The organism is Roseovarius sp. MMSF_3281, from assembly GCF_030733685.1.
GTDB lineage: Bacteria > Pseudomonadota > Alphaproteobacteria > Rhodobacterales > Rhodobacteraceae > Roseovarius.
Map to the genome: position 1 here is coordinate 351,971 of NZ_JASHIM010000002.1, position 17,412 is coordinate 369,382.

General features: G+C 62.7%; 18 protein-coding genes and 1 riboswitch. Of the genes, 11 read left to right on the forward strand and 7 right to left on the reverse strand.

The window, feature by feature from the left end; translation table 11 throughout:
• Positions 1-76: 76 nt before the first annotated feature.
• The gene (cobN, locus tag RBB32_RS04365; protein ID WP_306151602.1) at positions 77-3,793 is read left to right on the forward strand and encodes a cobaltochelatase subunit CobN; all 3,717 of its coding nucleotides are present in this window, start codon (positions 77-79) and stop codon (positions 3,791-3,793) included.
• Here the strand turns inward: cobN and RBB32_RS04370 are convergent, their stop codons facing one another.
• The 4 genes from RBB32_RS04370 to RBB32_RS04385 all read right to left on the reverse strand — a co-directional run bounded on the left by RBB32_RS04370 (position 3,794) and on the right by RBB32_RS04385 (position 6,526).
• Positions 3,794-4,201: a hypothetical protein gene (locus tag RBB32_RS04370; protein WP_306151457.1), complete on the reverse strand. Its 408-nt coding sequence runs from the start codon at positions 4,199-4,201 to the stop codon at positions 3,794-3,796.
• Between the two features lie 30 nt (positions 4,202-4,231).
• The gene (locus RBB32_RS04375; RefSeq protein WP_306151458.1) at positions 4,232-4,666 is read right to left on the reverse strand and encodes a 6,7-dimethyl-8-ribityllumazine synthase; all 435 of its coding nucleotides are present in this window, start codon (positions 4,664-4,666) and stop codon (positions 4,232-4,234) included.
• 80 nt (positions 4,667-4,746) lie between these two features.
• Positions 4,747-4,900, reverse strand: a riboswitch (FMN riboswitch).
• Positions 4,901-4,997: 97 nt separating this feature from the next.
• The gene (locus tag RBB32_RS04380; RefSeq protein WP_306151459.1) at positions 4,998-5,240 is read right to left on the reverse strand and encodes an EF-hand domain-containing protein; all 243 of its coding nucleotides are present in this window, start codon (positions 5,238-5,240) and stop codon (positions 4,998-5,000) included.
• Between the two features lie 290 nt (positions 5,241-5,530).
• On the reverse strand, positions 5,531-6,526 hold the full coding sequence (locus tag RBB32_RS04385) for an asparaginase (RefSeq protein WP_306151460.1): 996 nt from the start codon (positions 6,524-6,526) through the stop codon (positions 5,531-5,533).
• Positions 6,527-6,705: 179 nt separating this feature from the next.
• Here RBB32_RS04385 and RBB32_RS04390 point away from each other — a divergent pair, with 179 nt between their 5' ends.
• On the forward strand, positions 6,706-7,233 hold the full coding sequence (locus RBB32_RS04390) for an invasion associated locus B family protein (RefSeq protein WP_306151461.1): 528 nt from the start codon (positions 6,706-6,708) through the stop codon (positions 7,231-7,233).
• Between the two features lie 54 nt (positions 7,234-7,287).
• Here RBB32_RS04390 and RBB32_RS04395 read toward each other — a convergent pair whose 3' ends face one another.
• A complete protein-coding gene (locus RBB32_RS04395; protein WP_306151462.1) occupies positions 7,288-8,238 on the reverse strand; it encodes an L-threonylcarbamoyladenylate synthase in 951 nt (316 codons plus the stop codon).
• A 132-nt stretch (positions 8,239-8,370) separates the two neighbouring features.
• On the opposite strand from RBB32_RS04395, the gene RBB32_RS04400 reads away from it, so the two are divergent.
• The 5 genes from RBB32_RS04400 (at position 8,371) to RBB32_RS04420 (ending at position 12,471) form a co-directional block, all read left to right on the forward strand.
• A complete protein-coding gene (locus tag RBB32_RS04400) occupies positions 8,371-10,089 on the forward strand; it encodes an acyl-CoA dehydrogenase (protein ID WP_306151463.1) in 1,719 nt (572 codons plus the stop codon).
• The gene (locus RBB32_RS04405) at positions 10,089-11,132 is read left to right on the forward strand and encodes an MBL fold metallo-hydrolase (RefSeq protein WP_306151603.1); all 1,044 of its coding nucleotides are present in this window, start codon (positions 10,089-10,091) and stop codon (positions 11,130-11,132) included. Before RBB32_RS04400 ends, RBB32_RS04405 begins: the two co-directional genes overlap by 1 nt.
• Positions 11,133-11,138: 6 nt before the next feature.
• The gene (locus RBB32_RS04410) at positions 11,139-11,591 is read left to right on the forward strand and encodes a DUF6173 family protein (protein WP_306151464.1); all 453 of its coding nucleotides are present in this window, start codon (positions 11,139-11,141) and stop codon (positions 11,589-11,591) included.
• A 94-nt stretch (positions 11,592-11,685) separates the two neighbouring features.
• Positions 11,686-11,820: an aa3-type cytochrome c oxidase subunit IV gene (locus tag RBB32_RS04415; protein ID WP_306151465.1), complete on the forward strand. Its 135-nt coding sequence runs from the start codon at positions 11,686-11,688 to the stop codon at positions 11,818-11,820.
• Positions 11,821-11,883: 63 nt separating this feature from the next.
• Complete coding sequence (locus RBB32_RS04420; protein ID WP_371931018.1) at positions 11,884-12,471, forward strand: hypothetical protein; 588 nt, start codon at positions 11,884-11,886, stop codon at positions 12,469-12,471.
• Between the two features lie 98 nt (positions 12,472-12,569).
• On the opposite strand, the gene RBB32_RS04425 is transcribed toward RBB32_RS04420, so the two are convergent.
• Both RBB32_RS04425 and RBB32_RS04430 read right to left on the reverse strand, forming a co-directional pair.
• On the reverse strand, positions 12,570-12,896 hold the full coding sequence (locus RBB32_RS04425) for an AzlD domain-containing protein (RefSeq protein ID WP_306151467.1): 327 nt from the start codon (positions 12,894-12,896) through the stop codon (positions 12,570-12,572).
• Entirely contained in the window at positions 12,893-13,618 is a 726-nt protein-coding gene (locus RBB32_RS04430; RefSeq protein ID WP_306151468.1) for an AzlC family ABC transporter permease, read from the reverse strand. Before RBB32_RS04430 ends, RBB32_RS04425 begins: the two co-directional genes overlap by 4 nt.
• Positions 13,619-13,673: 55 nt before the next feature.
• Here RBB32_RS04430 and fdhD point away from each other — a divergent pair, with 55 nt between their 5' ends.
• Genes fdhD through glp form a run of 4 tightly spaced genes read left to right on the forward strand, consistent with a single transcriptional unit; the run spans position 13,674 to position 17,084 of the window.
• Positions 13,674-14,564: a formate dehydrogenase accessory sulfurtransferase FdhD gene (gene fdhD / locus RBB32_RS04435; protein WP_306151470.1), complete on the forward strand. Its 891-nt coding sequence runs from the start codon at positions 13,674-13,676 to the stop codon at positions 14,562-14,564.
• On the forward strand, positions 14,561-15,205 hold the full coding sequence (mobA, locus tag RBB32_RS04440; protein ID WP_306151471.1) for a molybdenum cofactor guanylyltransferase MobA: 645 nt from the start codon (positions 14,561-14,563) through the stop codon (positions 15,203-15,205). The genes fdhD and mobA overlap by 4 nt, the downstream gene beginning before the upstream one ends.
• A complete protein-coding gene (gene mobB, locus RBB32_RS04445) occupies positions 15,202-15,693 on the forward strand; it encodes a molybdopterin-guanine dinucleotide biosynthesis protein B (RefSeq protein ID WP_306151472.1) in 492 nt (163 codons plus the stop codon). The genes mobA and mobB overlap by 4 nt, the downstream gene beginning before the upstream one ends.
• A gap of 41 nt (positions 15,694-15,734) precedes the next feature.
• Positions 15,735-17,084 carry a gephyrin-like molybdotransferase Glp gene (gene glp / locus RBB32_RS04450; protein WP_371931012.1) on the forward strand — a complete coding sequence of 450 codons (1,350 nt, stop codon included), beginning with the start codon at positions 15,735-15,737 and terminating at the stop codon, positions 17,082-17,084.
• The last annotated feature ends 328 nt before the right edge of the window (positions 17,085-17,412 follow it).

The following is a 17,412-nucleotide window of genomic DNA, read 5'->3' on the forward strand; positions in this document are numbered from 1 at the left end:
ACCCGCCCGATATGCTTTTTCTTGGCAAAAATACCCAATGGCGTGCCACGCGCCCCAAGCACAAGGCCCGATCCTGATGCACCTCCTCGCCGCGACCCCCGGGGCCATCGACGATGGCAGCGACGCTGTCGATTTGGGCCAGACGCCCGCCGACGTCATCTTTATCTCGGCCGCCGATACGGAACTGGCCGCGCTCAGCGCTGCGCGCTCGGAAATGGAGGGTGCGCCGGGCTTGCGGCTGGCCAATCTGACCCACCTTAACCACCCGATGTCAGTGGACCTGCACCTTGATGATTGCGCCACGAAATCGCGGCTGGTGGTGGCGCGGGTCTTGGGCGGCATGGGCTATTGGAAATACGGGGCCGAACAATACGCGGCCCGGTGCCATGAGGCCGGTGTTCCGCTGGCCCTCCTGCCCGGCGACGACAAACCCGATGCCGAATTGCGCGCGCTTTCTACCGTCTCGGACGAAGATTACGACGCGCTTTGGGCCTATCTCGTCGAAGGCGGGCCTGAGAACGCCACGAACTTCCTCGCCTACACCCGCGCCATGCTGGAGGGCGGTGAGACGCCCATGGGGGCCAGCCCCCTCTTGCGCGCCGGTGTCTACTGGCCCGGCGCAGGCGTGGCCGACCTCTCGGCGGCGCAAGAGGCATGGACCGCCGGTCAACCCGTCGTCCCCCTCATCTTCTACCGCGCGCTGGTGCAGGGCGCGGGCCTCAACCCGATCAACCGTCTGGTCAAATCGCTGCTGCGGCAGGGCCTCAGCCCGCTGCCCATCTTCGTGGCCTCGCTCAAGGATCCGGTCTCGACCGCCACGCTTGAGCATCTCTTCACCGCCGCCCCGCCTTCGGTGATCCTCAACTGCACCTCCTTCGCCGTCGGCTCCCCCCACCAAGGCGAGGATAGCCCCGAAAATCCCCTCACCATGGCCGCCGCCCAAGCGGCCCCCATCTTTCAAGTGGTCCTCGCCGGGTCATCCGAGGAAGCATGGGCCGAGGGCCTCACCGGCCTCTCGGCCCGCGACATCGCGATGAACGTGGCCTTGCCCGAGGTCGATGGCCGCATCCTGTCGCGCGCCATCAGCTTCAAGGGCGAAGCCTTCTTCGACGAGGCCACCGAATGCCCCATCGCCACCTACCGCGCCCAAGGCGACCGGGTGGAGTTCGTCGCGCAACTGGCCGCCAACTGGGCCAAACTCCGCGCCACGCCGGAACCCAACCGCAAAGTGGCGCTGGTGCTGGCCAACTATCCCAACAAGGATGGCCGCCTCGCCAATGGCGTGGGTCTCGACACCCCCGCTGGCACGGTCCACGCCCTCAAGTTGCTGCAAGAGGCGGGATACGACATTCGCAATGCCCCGCAGGACAGTGACGCGCTGATGCAGGCGGTCATGGCTGGACCGACCAACTGGCTCACCGATCGCGCCGTGCGGCAGGGGGGCGTGCGCCTGTCGATGGCCGATTACCAGATCGACTATGGGCAACTGCCCTGGGAAATGCGGGAGGCGATGGAACGCCGCTGGGGCCCGCCCGAGGCCGATCCGTTCTATTGCCCCGGAGAGGTGGATTGCGGGCATTTCGCCCTGTCCGTTCTGGAATTCGGCAAGGTGGTCGTCGGCATCCAACCGGCGCGCGGCTATAACATCGACCCGACCGATACCTACCATTCCCCCGATCTGGTGCCGCCGCATAACTACCTGGCCTTCTATTCCTGGCTTCGGCACCAGTTCCGGGCGCAGGCCATCGTGCACATGGGCAAGCACGGCAACCTCGAATGGCTGCCGGGCAAGGCGCTGGCCCTGTCGCAAGAGTGCTGGCCCGAGGCGGTGTTCGGCCCCATGCCGCATGTCTACCCCTTCATCGTCAACGACCCGGGCGAAGGCACACAGGCCAAGCGACGCGCGCAGGCGGTGATCATCGATCACCTGACCCCGCCGCTTACCCGCGCCGAAACCTACGGGCCGATGAAAGACCTCGAAGCGCTGGTTGATGAATATTACGAGGCCGCCGGCGTCGATCCCCGGCGGATCGATCATTTGCGCCGTGAAATCCTCACGCTCACTTCCGCCACGGGGCTGGACAAGGACGCAGGGTTGTCGGGCGAGGATGAGGAAACCGATCTGGCCAAGCTTGACGCCTACCTGTGCGAGTTGAAAGAGGCGCAAATTCGCGACGGGTTGCACATCTTTGGTCAATCGCCCACCGGCGTGCAGGAACGCGACCTGCTGCAAGCCCTCCTGCGTGTGCCGCGCGGGCAGGGGCAGGGCGGCGATGCCTCGATCATCCGCGCGCTGGCCGAGGATCTGGCCCTTGGCTTTGACCCGCTCGATTGCGACATGGCCGCGCCGTGGACCGGGCCAACCCCCGATTTGCTGCACTCCGTGGACAGCGCCCCATGGCGCAGCCACGGCGACACCGTCGAACGGCTGGAAGAGCTGGCCTCGCGCCTGCTGAGTGGCGAAGATGGCCCGCCGGGCCCGATAAGCCGCGCCGTGATGGACCATGCGGAAAGCACCGTACGCCCCACGCTCCGCGCCTGCGGCCCCGATGAAGGGCGCGGGCTTCTCACCGCCCTTGCAGGCCGGTTCGTCGCCCCCGCCCCCTCGGGCGCGCCCACCCGTGGGCGGCTCGATACCCTGCCCACCGGGCGCAACTTCTTTTCCGTCGACAGCCGCGCCGTGCCCACCCCCACCGCTTGGGCGTTGGGCTGGAAATCGGCCAATATGCTGATTGAAAAGCACCTGCAAACCCATGGCGATTGGCCCCGTACCATGCTTCTGACGGCTTGGGGCACCGCCAATATGCGCACCGGCGGCGATGACATCGCACAGGCCATGGCGCTGATGGGCGTCAAACCCAAATGGGACACTGCCAACCGTCGCGTGACGGGCTTTGAAGTGCTGCCCCAAGGCGTGTTGGGCCGCCCGCGCGTGGACGTGACCCTGCGTATCTCGGGCTTTTTCCGCGATGCCTTCCCGCAACTCATTTCGCTGTTCGACAGCGCCGCGCGCGCCGTGCAGGCCCTTGACGAACCCGAAGACCTCAACCCCGCCGCCGCCCGTGCCAAGGCCGATGGCACCACCCCCCGCGTCTATGGCGCGAAACCGGGGGCCTATGGCGCGGGGCTTCAGGCAATGATTGACGAACGGCTCTGGGCCGATAAATCCGATCTGGCCGAGGCCTACCTGACATGGGGCAGTTACGCCTATGGCGCGGGCGACGAAGGCCGCGCCGACCGCGAGGGGTTTGAAACCCGCCTGCGCCAGACCGAAGCGATCGTGCAGAACCAGGATAACCGCGAACACGACCTGTTGGATTCGGATGATTACTATCAATTCGAAGGCGGCGCCGCGGCGGCGGTCAGCACCCTTCAGGGGCAGGACCGCCCGATCTATCACAACGACCATTCCCGCCCGGAACGCCCGGTGATCCGTACTTTGGAGGATGAGATTGGCCGCGTTGTCCGTTCGCGCGTGGTGAACCCCAAGTGGATCGAAGGCGTGAAGCGCCACGGCTACAAGGGCGCGTTCGAGATGGCGGCGACCGTTGATTACCTCTTCGCCTTCGCCGCCACCACCGGGGCCGTGCGCAGCCACCATTTCGATATGGTCGAGGCGGCGTTTCTGGAAGATGATGACACCCGCGAGTTCATCGCCGAACACAACGCCCCGGCCCTGCGCGAGATGGCCGAAAGGCTGCAAGAGGCGATTGACCGGGGGCTCTGGATGCCGCGTTCCAACTCTGCCCGCGCGCGAATTGCCGTGGCCAGAAAAGATGCGGCAACGCCTTGATCAGGGGTAGGGCCGACAGTCCAAGGCGCCATAACCCGTGTCGATTTCATAGGCCTCACATTCCAGCTCGAGCGGGAACAACGCGGCAGGGGGCGGGCCGTCGCCGCAATCCAGGCGCGCCTGCATTATCGCTTGATCGCCTGTCATCCTGGCCACGCGACAACCGCTGACGGCTTCAATGGCCGCAACACCCTGTGGGGCTGTGGCCGCCATGCGCGGGGCCCATTGCGGATTGGTGCGAATGGCCTCGGCCCGTAATCCTTTGACGCGAATGGTGAAATCGCTGCCGCCCACGGTAACGCGATGCGCCGGCACACCGTGAAAGGCCGGACTTGGCGTGTCGCAGGCGGCCAAAAGGCCAAGGGTGAAAAGAACGGCATAACGCATGCCCCAGCCTGAGCGGGGCATGGTTAACAAATCTTTACCAAGGCTTGGATATCAAGCCGCCATGGACGTCCGGGTTTTGCCGATCATCAGCGCGGCCTGCGCCGCCTCGCGCCCTTTTTCGACGAAATGTGCGCGGTAAATCGCGTTGTGGTGTTCGGTTTCCTGATATTGATGCGGCGTTAGCGAGACCGACAAGACCGGCACGCCGCTGTCCAATCCGGCCCGCATCAACCCATCCACCACGGATTGCGCAACGAAATCATGGCGGTAGATGCCACCATCCACAACGAATGCAGCACAGGCCACGGCCGCAAAGCGGCCTGTCTGCGCCAGGTCGCGGGCCAGCAACGGCATCTCGAACGCGCCGGGGGCGTCGAAAACATCGACCTGATTTTCGGGGATCACCTCGCAAAACCCATCCAGGGCACGGTCGACGATATCGGCGTGCCAGTTGGCTTTGATGAAGGCATATCGGGTGTGTGTCATCGGGTTTTCTCCTGTAGCTGTCGACACAAATCACCCAAGGCGCAGCACGACAGGAGGAGGGCGCAAAGGCGGCCCTTTCCCGGCGTTCTCTTCCATCCGGACTATGACCGTCGGCTCTGGAATCGCACCAGATCTGCTGACACCCTCGGGCTTGTTGCCAAGGGCCGCTCGCGGGCTTGGGGCGCGTGGCCCCTTACCGCCGGTGGGGAATTCCACCCCGCCCTGAGAACATTTTTAATGTGGGAGAAAACCGGGGGCTTGGCAAGACAGGACGTTGCGCAAGCGCCGGGGCGCGCAGGTGACGGCGCGCCCCGGTTGTGAGTGGTGGATATTAGCCTTCTGAGGGAAGGACGCCGGCTTCCTTTGCGGCGGCGACTTCGTCGGCGTTCAATGCGCCGTCGCCATCGGTGTCCGCCTGCGAGAATGTGCCGGCTTCGGCGTCTGGCATGGCTTCCTGGAACTCGGTCATTGTCACCATCCCGTCGCCGTCGGCATCCATGGCATTCTCTGCCAATGCTGCGGCGGGCAAGGTCAGGGCCAGAGCGAAGGTCGTGGCAAGAAGTTCCTTGGTCATGAAAGATATTCCCTTTTTGGTTTCACATTTCGGTCGCGGGGGTCGACTGCGACCCTCGCAAAATCAAACATGGGCATGACCAAACCCCATGTCGCCCTTGGTCGATGTGAGAGTGGGAATGGCGCGGAAATGGGCCGAAATCGCATTGCGAACTGCGCGCTAAACCGCCGTTTTCCATCGAGTTTCATGCACTTAGCGGGTTGTCGCCCATGCCGGGGCAGGGTTTCGGCGGATTTTCAACAAATCCGGTGCCTGCAGAAAAACCTGGGACGCAATTCCGTTGGGCTGCATCATCGCAGCGCGGCGGCAGGTACGATTCGCCCGGTTTCGATCCCGCGCCAGTTCTTGATGGGGGCGTTCATGACCTTGAGGGCGGCCGGGTGCTCGGCCTCCAGCAGTCCAAGGCGGACCAAAAGTGCTGCAATTGTGCATTCAGCGGCGCGCGTCGCGCCATCGGCGGCCTTGACCGCAATGCCCAGTTTGCGGCCGGGAATAATGGCGATGAAAAACCCTTCGGCCCCGGTCTTAAGGGCTACAGGTTCAGAACAGGCGCGCATCAATTCGGTACAGGCGCGGGTTTCGCCAGCGACCAGTTCGGGGTGCTTGACCATGGCCTGCCAAAGCTGCACGGCGGCGGATTGGCGCGCGTTCGCCCCTTCGCTGGCCGAGGCAAAGCGCGCCATGGCGCGGGCCATGCCGTGCATGGTCGTGGCGAAGTTGGGGGCCGAGCAACCGTCGATCCCGAAACCGGGGCTTTTTTCGCCTGTCACTTCCTCGAAGGCCTCGAGAGCGGCTTTTTGCAGCGGATGGTCAGGTTCCACGTATTCGGGACCCCAGCCCATGTGCTTGGTCAGTGTCAGAAACCCGGCGTGTTTGCCCGAGCAATTGTTGTGCACCTGACAGGGTGTTGCGCCCGAGCGGATCATCGCCTCGCTTTCTTCCTTTCCAAAGGGAAGATGTGCACCACAGCGGAAGTCATCATCGGTCAGGCCAAGACCGGTTATCCATTGGGTGACGCGGCTGGTGTGAATCTCGGCACCATTGTGCGAGGCGCAGGCCAGCGCGAGTTGTTCCGTGGAAAGTCCATGGGCCTTGGCCGCCCCGCTTTCGATAAGTGGCAGGGCCTGTAGCATCTTGGCGGAACTGCGCGGCAGGATGGTTTTTCCGGGGTCGCCCCATGCCTCGACAATCTGGCCCGTGTCGTCGCAGATCACGGCATGGCCCACGTGCGTGCTTTCGGCCAAGGGGCCACGCCAGATTTCGCAAAGGGGGGCAGGATTGGTCATATGGGGTACTCCGGGCAAAGATCTGTGCGGTTTTCCGCCAATTCTGTCTTTCATGTCTCGCCTGTTTCAGGCTATTGTTGCAATGTCGAGTACGGAAAGACCACGAAAATGACAATCCCGGAAAGGGATGCAGGTGGTCAAGGAAGATTGAGGCTAAGGACAGCTTGGAGGCTGGACAGATGGTATCATGGATTGCACGGGGTTTTGCGACCGCTGGCTTTGTATTGGCGGCGGGCGTAGCTGTGGCACAGGAGTCAAGCACCAACCAAGTGGCGGCTGAAACCGCTTGGAGCGTGTTCGAAGATAAAAGCCCGCGGGAATGCTGGGCGGTGTCGTCGCCCACCGAAACGGTGAACACGCGCGATGGCCGGGTCGTGGCCGTGCGCCGGGGCGATATTCTGCTGATGACGTTCTATCGCCCGGGCGCTGGTGTGACAGGGCAGGTGACCTTCACCGGCGGCTATCCCTTTGCCAGCGGATCGACTGTGAACTTGGATATCGGCGGGCAGGAATACGAGCTATTCACCGAAGGCGAATGGGCATGGCCGGCCAGCACGGCGGATGATGCCAAGATCATCGCGGCAATGAAACGCGGGGCGGATGCCGTTTTGACCGCCCGGTCAAGCCGGGGCACGACCACGAAGGATACCTTCTCGCTTCTGGGGTATACCGCAGCGGTGGAAGAGGCCGAAAAGCGCTGTCAGTGATCCCTGTGATTGATGACGTTTCTTGGCAGGGCCCGCTTGGGCCCTGTTTTGCGTTCACGCGTCCCGAGGGGCGGCGGCGCGCTTTAGCCGGTCATTGATTGCAAGGCCAAGGCCCGTTTGCGGAATGGGCGAGACAGCGATCGGGCCGTCGCCTTGGGCATCCAAAGCGTGCAGGTGGTGAAAGAGATTGGCCGCAGCCTCGGTCAGATCCCCGGCGCGCGAAAGGTTCAGCGTACAGTCCACCGGGCCAAACCCAAGCAGGCGTTCGCCGGGCTTGGGGGCGGTTACATCAAGGCGCACGCGGGCGTCGGGGGCATAATGCGATGTCATTTGCCCCGGCGCGGTCAGTGGGTCGCCCTTGCCATGGTGGGCCAGCGGGGCACCTAGCGCTTGCTCCAATGCTTCCACTGGCAAGCCGCCCGGACGCAATAGCGTCGGGGCGCCGGACAGCCCGAGAATGGTCGATTCCACGCCCACGTCGCAGGCCCCACCATCAAGAATGGCCTCGATCCGCCCGGAAAGACCGGCGACCACATGCGCGGCCTCGCTCGGGCTGATCCGGCCCGAGGGATTGGCCGAGGGGGCGGCCACCGGGCCGCCGAAGGCGTTCAACAATGCGCGGCCCACCGCGTGGGCCGGCACGCGGATTGCCACGGTGGGCAGATCGGCGGTAACAAGCGGTGAAAGCCCCGCATCGGATTTGAGCGGCAACACGAGCGTCAGCGGCCCGGGCCAAAAAGCGCTTGCCAGGCGGTCGGCTGCATCGCCCCATTCGACATAGGTTTTGGCGGTTTCGACGTCGGGGACATGCACGATCAGGGGATTGAACCTTGGCCGCCCCTTGGCCTCGAATATCCGGGCAACGGCATGATCGTTGCGGGCATCGCCTCCAAGGCCATAGACCGTTTCGGTCGGGAAGGCGACAAGCCCCCCCGCGTGCAGAGTCCTTGCTGCATCCTCAAAGCCCTCGGTGTCGGGCATCAGCAATTTGGTGGTCTGGGACATTGGCGGGAACTCTGACGCGGCGTTTTGGTTGATGACCTTGCCCTTTTCCCTAGGGTAACAGGCAAGCTACAGGATTACAGGGCGCAGGCCGCGATGCCAAGACGCCCATGCCGACAAGATCAGGAGATTGTCATGCCATATCGCGCGCCGATAGAGGAATACCAGTTCATTTTCGATAATGTTGTGGGCTTTGATCAGGTCACGGCAACCGATCGTTTTTCCGAGGCGAGTGGTGACGTGGCCACGGCCATTGTCACCGAGGCGGGCCGGATGTGCGAGGAGGTGCTTTCGCCCCTGCAACGCGAGGGGGACTTGCACCCCGCGCATCTGGACAATGGAGTGGTGCGCACAAGCCCCGGTTTCGACGCGGGTTATCGCGCGATTGCCGAGGGCGGCTGGGTCTCGATCAGCGCGGACCCGGAATACGGTGGCATGGGCCTGCCGATGACATTGGCCACGGCGGTGAATGAAATGATGAGCGCTGCATGCCTCTCGCTTCAACTGAGCCCGCTGATGACCCAAGGCCAGATCGAAGCACTGGAGCATCACGCAAGCGATGAGATCAAGGCGCTTTACCTGCCCAAGCTGGTGAGCGGGGAATGGTGCGGCACGATGAACCTGACCGAGGCACAGGCCGGTAGTGATGTGGGCGCCCTGCGTAGCAGGGCCGAACCCAATGGCGATGGCACCTATGCGATCACCGGGCAGAAGATCTATATCAGCTGGGGCGACAACGACTTTTCCGAAAACGTATGTCACCTTGTGCTGGCCCGCCTGCCGGACGCGCCCAAGGGCACGAAGGGTATCAGCCTTTTCATGGTGCCGAAGCTTATCCCCGATGCAGATGGCACACCGGGCGAACGCAATGCCCTCAAGGTTGTCAGCCTTGAACACAAGATGGGTCTGCATGGCAGCCCTACCTGCGTAATGAGCTATGAAGGCGCGACAGGCTGGCTTGTCGGTGAAGAAAACGATGGGATGCGCGCCATGTTCACGATGATGAACAACGCCCGGCTTGGCGTGGGCGGTCAGGGTATCGGTGTGGCCGAAGGGGCTTATCAGACCGCTCTGGCCTATGCGCAGGACCGTACACAGGGCCGTTCCCCCATCGAAGGCGGTACCGGCACTATTCTGGACCATGCCGATGTTCGGCGGATGCTTTTGGGCATGAAGGCCGATGTGTTTGCCGCGCGCTCGATCGGGTTGGCCTGCGCCGTGGCGATCGACATGGAAACCGCAACCGGGGCCAAGGATTGGTCGGCGCGCGCCGCGCTCCTGACGCCCATTGCCAAGGCTTTCGGCACCGATGTGGGCGTCGAGGTGGCCAATACGGGCGTGCAGGTGCATGGTGGCATGGGTTTCATCGAAGAAACCGGCGCGGCGCAATATGTGCGCGATGTGCGGGTGACCACGATCTATGAAGGTACCAACGGCATTCAGTCCATGGACCTTGTCGCGCGCAAGATGGCGGATGGCGGCGAGGCGATGAACGCCCTTCTGGACGAGGTCGAAGAACAGGCCGAAGGCGCGCGCGGCAACTTGCCCGATCTGGCCGAACCGGTCTGGCAAGCCAGTGAAACCCTGCGCGAGGCGGTTGATTGGATGGCCGGGCAAAGCGATCTGAATGAACGCTTTGCAGGCTCGGTGCCCTTCCTTCGTGCCTTTGGCCGGGTTTTGGGCGGCCATTACCACCTTGCCGCCGCGATTGCAGAGGGCGGCAAGGGGCGACGCAGCGACTTGGCGCGCTTCTATATCGAGCGGCTTTTGCCAGAACACCTGGGCCTTTGCGCCCACGCCACGGCAGGGGCCAGCGGCCTGTACAGCCTCGGGTTCGAGGATTTCGCGGCATGATGGACGGGGCGGGTGGCACCCTTCGCTACCCTTGGGCCGAACCGCCTGCGCACGGTGAATCCGTCGAGGTTGCGCCGGGGGTTTTGTGGATTCGCCTGCCGCTACCGATGGCCTTGGATCATGTGAATATCTACGCGCTGGATGACGGCGATAGCTGGACCATCGTGGATACCGGTATTCATTCCAAACGCTCGGTCAAGCTGTGGGAAAGCGTCTTGGCGGGGCCATTGCAGGGCAAACCCGTGGGCCGGGTGATATTGACCCACCATCACCCCGATCATGTGGGCATGGCGGGCTGGTTGATGGATCGTTTCGGGGCCAAATTGATGACCAGTCGCACCGCGTGGCTGATGGCGCGGATGCTGATCCTGGATGAAGAAGAGCGGCCCACCGAACAGGCGCTGGCCTATTGGCGCAGCGCCGGGATGGACCCGGACGTTTATGAGACTCGCAAGAACGAGCGACCCTATAATTTTTCGGATGTCTGTTACCCGCTTCCCGTCGGCTATACCCGTCTGTGCCAAGGCGACGTGATCCGGGCCGGGGGCCGCGATTGGGACGTGCACATGGGCAACGGCCACGCGCCCGAACATGTCACGCTCTGGAGTCGCTATGACAACCTTGTACTGGCCGGCGATCAAATCATAGCTTCGATCAGCCCCAATATCGGCGTCTATCCGACCGAACCCGAGGCCGATCCGCTGACCGGCTGGTTGGAGGCCTGCGAGCGTCTGGCCGGTTTGGCGCGCGACGATCACCTGGTGTTGTCGGGGCACAAGTTACCCTTCACCGGCCTGCCCGTTCGGATGCGGCAGTTGATCGACAACCACCGCGGGGCATTGCGCCGCCTGCTGGCGCATCTGGATGAGCCAAAGGTGGCGGCGGACTGTTTTGCACCGCTTTTCAAACGGAAAATTGATCACGGCACATATGGGCTGGCCCTTGTGGAGGCGGTTGCGCATCTCAATCATCTGCATCACGTTGGCAAGGTAACACGCAGCCGCCGCACCGATGGCGCGTGGCTTTGGCAGAAAAAGGGATGAAGCCGCATGGACAATGAAATCAAAACTTCCGCCGAGGCCCATGAAAGCAACGCCATCCCCCGCCGCCACGAGGTGCATGCCGACCCCAAGGCCGGTAACGGCGAGGAGGTGCCAGAGGGCCTGCGCCGTAAACCGGTGGAGCAGAAAAGCCCCGCCGAATGGGCTTATGAGCGGCTGATTCTCTATATCAAGAACTTCGAGGAACAACTGGACAACGAACACGAGGTCGCCATGGGCTTTACCGGCGGCGACGCCGGTGTTCTGCGAATCGAGGGGATGGGGTATTTCGACCCCGATATCGTGACATTCTACGGCAGCGATCCGACGGGTGCCAAAACCCAGCTTGTTCAGCATGTCAGCCAGTTGAACGTGCTCTTGCGCGCCCTGCCCAAGCAGGTCGAGGCCAAGGCCCCGCGGCGGATCGGCTTCCGCCTTGTGCAGGATTTGGAAAAGGCCTGATCCCTGCGGCAGCTTGGGTCGTGACAGGCGTTTTGAAATGCAGTATCCAAGCGCCGACAAACGAATTTGACCTTGATTAAGGGAACGCAAGAAAATGGCTGAACACAAGCACGGCGAAATGGACACCACTGTTCAACAGAAAACTTTTGACGGCTTCATGAAAGTGGTCACATGGTCGTCGGTTGCGATCATCCTCACCTTGATTTTCATCGCCTTGGTCAACGGCTAAGCGATACATCCAATTTTCGGGGGGCATGTTATGCGCGCTGTGGTGTTTGCGGCTTGTGCCGCAATGGGTTTGAGCGGTTGTGCCGGCGAAAGCGTTTGGGCCCCCGACGAAGAGGTGACGCGCGCTGCTTATGACCATGACGGTCCGCCGCGCCTGACGCTTTATACCATGCTGAACAATTCCACCGGCGCGGGCGCGCATACCGCGCTGATGGTCAACGGATCGCAGCGGGTGATTTTCGATCCGGCGGGATCGTTCAACAAGTCCAACGTCCTGCCTGAACGCAACGATGTCTTGTTCGGTATCACGCCGCAGGTCGAGGATGTTTACACCCGCTACCACGCGCGCGAAACCTTCCGTGTAAAGGTGCAAAAACTGGACGTGTCCCCCGAGGTGGCCCGCCGGACGGAGCAAGCCGTGATGAACTACGGTGCGGTGCCGCAGGCGATGTGCGCCAACAGCACGTCGGATATCCTGGCAGGAATTTTCCCCGGTCAGGTCACCAAAACATGGTCGCCCCGCAAGCTCTCCGAGCAATTCGCGCAATTGCCCGGCACGACCGAACGGGTGCTGCGCGAATATGATAGCGATGACAACAGCAAGGTGTTGGACGACTGGGACCCCGAGCGCGTGGCCCGCGCGGCGAACTAGGCCCTGTTAAACGGATCATCACGCGGGCGGTCAATCGTGGGCCTGCGGGTCAGGCAATACCGCGCAGTATGAAGTGGATGCCGCCAGGCTCTCGCGGGTTAGCCCAAAAGGTACAGGCCACCGTAAAGCGTAGCGGCCCCCAAGCAGATCGACAAAACCACGTTGCGGGTCAATAATCCTATGCCAAGGGTGACGACGGCGGCGGCCAAGCGCGGCGCGTCAACATCACCGCCCGTTGCCTCTGGCCATATGGCCAAGGGGGCCACCAACCCCGGCAACACCGCCACCGCAGTATAGCGCAGGTGCCGCAAAATCCAGGGCGGCAATGGCCTGTCACCGATCAGCCCCAGAAAGAAAAAGCGCATTGCAAAACTGCCTGCCCCCAGCAGGATGATCACGGTCCAAAGGGCTATGGGATCAATCATGCACCGCCCTCCCGTTCCGCGCGACGATTGTCGAGCAACTCCACCTGGGCGCCGGCCATCATGCCAAGAATCCCGGCCACCAGAAGGCCAAGGTTATAGACCAACCCATTCAGAAGGAGTGCAGTCACCACAGACACGAAGGCTGCCGCCAAATGCGCCCGCGTGCGCAGCATTGGCGCGATCAGGGCCAGAAAGGTGATGGGAATCGCGAAATCCAAGGCGAAACTTTCGGGGATCGAGCTGCCGATCAATGCGCCAATGACCGTGAAAAGATACCACAGCGGGCAAATCGGCACTGCCACGGCGAAGAAATAGGTCAGCTTTTGGCGAATCGTCCAATCGGGGTTCTGCTCGAACTTCAGCACGGAACAGGCAAAGGTCTGATCGACAAGGAAATAGGCCGCCCAAGCCCTCTGGCCCAGTGTCGCCTTGCCCAGATAGGGGGTAAGCGAGGCCGAATACATTGCCATCCGAAGGTTGACCGCCAAGGCCGAGACCAGCGCGATCACCGTTGGTGCATCATTTCGCAAAAGCTCGATCGCGGTGAACTGCGCGGCGCCCGCGATGACCAGTACCGACATGGTGAGCGTTTCGAAAACGTTCAGCCCGGCCTCGGTGGCAACCACGCCGAAGAGGGTGGAGAAGGGTACGATAACCAAGATAAAGGGCGCGCCATCGCGCACCCCCTGCCAGAAGATGGATTTGGTGGTTTCCGTTGCCACGCCTTCGTCCTAGATTAGCCGTATCTACCAAGGGCCTAGACCTAAGCGCAGGGAGATGCAATTGGCCACCCACGACGATCTGTCCGACTATATCATCGCGCCCGATCCCAAGGCCGCACGCCTGACCCGTTCGGTGGACGGCGTCGACCACGAGGGCAACCCCATGGAAATCGCCGTGGTCGAGGAGCGCCCCCTGACCATTTTCCTCAATGGGCAGGAGATTGTGACCGCCATGACCATCGGGGATTACCCCGAGTATCTGGCGCTTGGTTTCCTGCGTAACCAGGGGATGCTGCGCGACGGTGAAACCGTTCAGCGCGTCGATTACGATGACGATCTGGAAACCGTGGTGGTGCGCACCGATGGGCAGACCACCTATGAGGAAAAGCTCAAGAAAAAGACCCGCACCAGCGGCTGTGCCGTGGGGACGGTCTTTGGCGATATGATGGAGGGGCTTGAGGCCGTCAACCTGCCGGATGTGCAGGTGAAAACCTCGGATCTTTACGCCTTGGCGTCCAAGATCAACCGCACCCCGTCCTTGTATCTTGAAGCAGGCGCGATTCACGGCACGGTTCTGTGCCAAGGTGCGCGCCCCTTGGTTTATATGGAGGACGTGGGCCGCCATAACGCCGTGGACAAGATTGCCGGGTGGATGCTGTCCGAAGGTGTCGGCGCGGGCGACAAGGTGCTTTACACCACCGGGCGGCTGACCTCGGAAATGGTGATCAAGACCGCCCTGATGGGAATCCCGGTTCTGGCCTCGCGCTCGGGCTTTACCGCTTGGGGGGTCGAGATTGCCCGGCAAGTGGGCCTTACCTGCATCGGGCGGATGCGCGGGCAGCGGTTTGTCTGCCTTTCGGGCGAAGACCGCCTGTTGCGCGATGTGGACCCCGGTAGCGTTCCGGCGGAGGACCGCAAGCATCGCAGAAAGAGTGCGCAAGAATGATTGCTCCGCTTGGTGTCATTCTGGCCGGGGGGCAAGCCACCCGGATGGGCGGCGGCGACAAGGGGCTTTTGCCGCTTGGCGATAGCGTGATCCTTGATCATGTCATCGCGCGGTTGCGCCCGCAGGTGGCGGGCCTTGCGCTTAATGCCAATGGCGATGCCACACGGTTTGATGGGTTTGATTTGCCTGTTTTGCCGGATTCCATCGAAGGTTTTCCCGGCCCCTTGGTGGGTGTTCTGGCGGGGCTGGATTGGGCCGCCGAACAGGGCGCGGAAAGCATCGTTACCGTCGCCGCCGACACGCCGTTTTTCCCCGCCGATCTGGTGGCGGTCCTGCAAGGCCGGGCCAAGGGTATGACGCACCCGCTTGTTCTGGCCGCAACCCCACGTGGCGAGGGTGAGAAAACAAAATCCATGAGCCGCAGCGGTCTTATCCGTCACCCCACCTTTGGCCTCTGGCCCGTGGCCTTGCGCGATGACCTGCGCGCGGCGCTCAACGACGGGCTGCGCAAGGTGGTGATCTGGACGGAAAAACACGATGGCCGCGAGGCGGTGTTCGAGGGCGACAACGACCCGTTTTTCAACGTCAACACGCCCGAGGATCTGGAACAGGCCCGGGCGTTTTTGGAGGGCAAGGCATGAGGGTTTTCGGCGTCGTCGGGTGGAAGAACGCGGGCAAAACCGGGCTGATGGAACGGCTGGTCAGCGAGATTTCCGCGCGCGGCTTTTCGGTGTCGACCGTCAAGCACGCACATCACAGCTTTGACGTCGATCACGAAGGCAAGGACAGCTACCGCCACCGTCGGGCCGGGGCGGCGGAGGTGCTTTTGGCATCGCGAAATCGCTTTGCCCTGATGCATGAATTGCGCAACGAGGATGAACCGACGCTTGAGGCGCTATTGGCCAAGTTGGCGCCGGTCGATCTGGTCTTGGTCGAAGGCTACAAGCGTGATCGCCACCCCAAGGTCGAAGCGCACCGAAGCGTTACCGGTAACCCCCTGATTGCCCCCGAGGATGACACCGTGCGCGCCGTGGCCAGCGATACGGAGTTGGCGTTGGACCGCCCGGTCTTCGATCTGGACGATACCAAGGCGATTGCCGATTTCATCCTGCAGGAGGTGGGGCTGTAAACGCCTCGGGCCAACTTCGCTGATCGCTTCATGGCTTGCCCATGGACGACATGCGCGCCATGTTGGAGAGCGACGCACCCGAAGAAGGTTGGATCATGGGACAGGGCTTTGAGGACATGCCGAAGCAAGCCGCCGAAGGCTTGCGGCCGCCGCCCTTGCGCGATGATTGTTTTGCTCTGCCCGCCGGGGTGGACTGGACCCCGGTGGACGAGGCATTGGAGATGCTGCGCGCCCGGTTGCACCCGGTTGTCGGGCAGGAGGTGCTGCCGATCGCGGCGTCATTGGGCCGCGTTTTGTCTAACGATTTGAAAGCCTTACGTGCCAACCCGCCCGAGGCGAACACCGCCGTCGATGGCTATGGCTTTGCCCACGCCGCTTTGGGCGAAGGCGATCAGGTGATGCCGCTGGCCGAGGGACGTTCGGCGGCCGGCGCCCCCTTTGACGGGGCGGTGCCACCGGGCCACGCGGTGCGCGTTCTGACCGGCGCGGCCCTGCCCGGTGGTGTCGATACGGTGATCCTGCAAGAGGATGTCACGCTGGGCGATGGGGCCATCGCCTTTCGCGCGGGTATCAAGCCCGGGGCCAATACACGCAAGGCCGGAGAGGATGTTGAGGCCGGGGAGGTCATCCTTGAGGCGGGGCGGGTGCTGACCCCGGCCGATCTGGCGCTTTGTGCGGCGGTGGGGGTGCATGAGATGCCGGTGTACAAGCGGTTGAAAGTGGCGGTGATTTCCACCGGGGATGAGCTGCGCGATCCGGGGCAAGCCGTTGAAAATGGACAGATTTTCGATGCCAACCGGCCAATGCTGGGGGGGCTGATACAGCGCTTTGGCCATGACCTGATCGACATGGGGCGGGTCCCGGACGACCGGGCAGCCCTACAGCGGACTTTGGATCAAGCCATTGAAAAGGCTGATGTAATCCTAACCTCGGGCGGTGCCTCGGCGGGGGATGAAGACCATGTTTCGGCCCTGTTGAACGAGGCCGGGGCCATGGCCGAATGGCGCATCGCGGTCAAACCCGGACGGCCCTTGGCGCTGGGCTTATGGCAGGGTGTTCCGGTCTTTGGCCTGCCGGGCAATCCGGTGGCGGCCATGGTCTGTACCCTGGTCTTTGCGCGGCCTGCGATGCGCCTTATGGCAGGCGGAAAATGGCAGGAACCACAAGGGTTTAGCCTGCCTGCCGCCTTTGAGAAAAAGAAGAAACCGGGGCGGCGCGAATACCTGCGGGCACGGGTGCGCGACGGGCAGGCCGAGGTTTTCAAATCCGAAGGCTCGGGCCGGATCAGCGGGCTGAGCTGGGCCGAAGGGCTGGTCGAACTGCCCGATGGCGCGGCGCATATCACGCCGGGAACGCCGGTGCGCTACATCCCGTTTTCCAGCTTCGAGTGACCGGCCGGATTTTCGTACGAGTCGTACGATGACCGGGGGCGTTTCGTACGAAAATCGGGCCATTGCATCGCGGGGTCGTACGAGTCGTACGAAAACCCGGGCGATCCTGTACAGTTTGTACAGACCCCGTGCCGATTATGTACAGAATACGGCGCTGTGCCGGGGACTTCTGTACAGACCGGGCAAGAACCGGGCCGGGCAAAAACCGGGCCGGGCCTGTGTCGCGCGCGGTGCATAAGCAGATCGTTAACACCTTGGTGTCAGGATGCAACGAGGCGACAGCGCCCAAGGCCGGAACAGGTACTGCCCATGGATATGACACATAAGC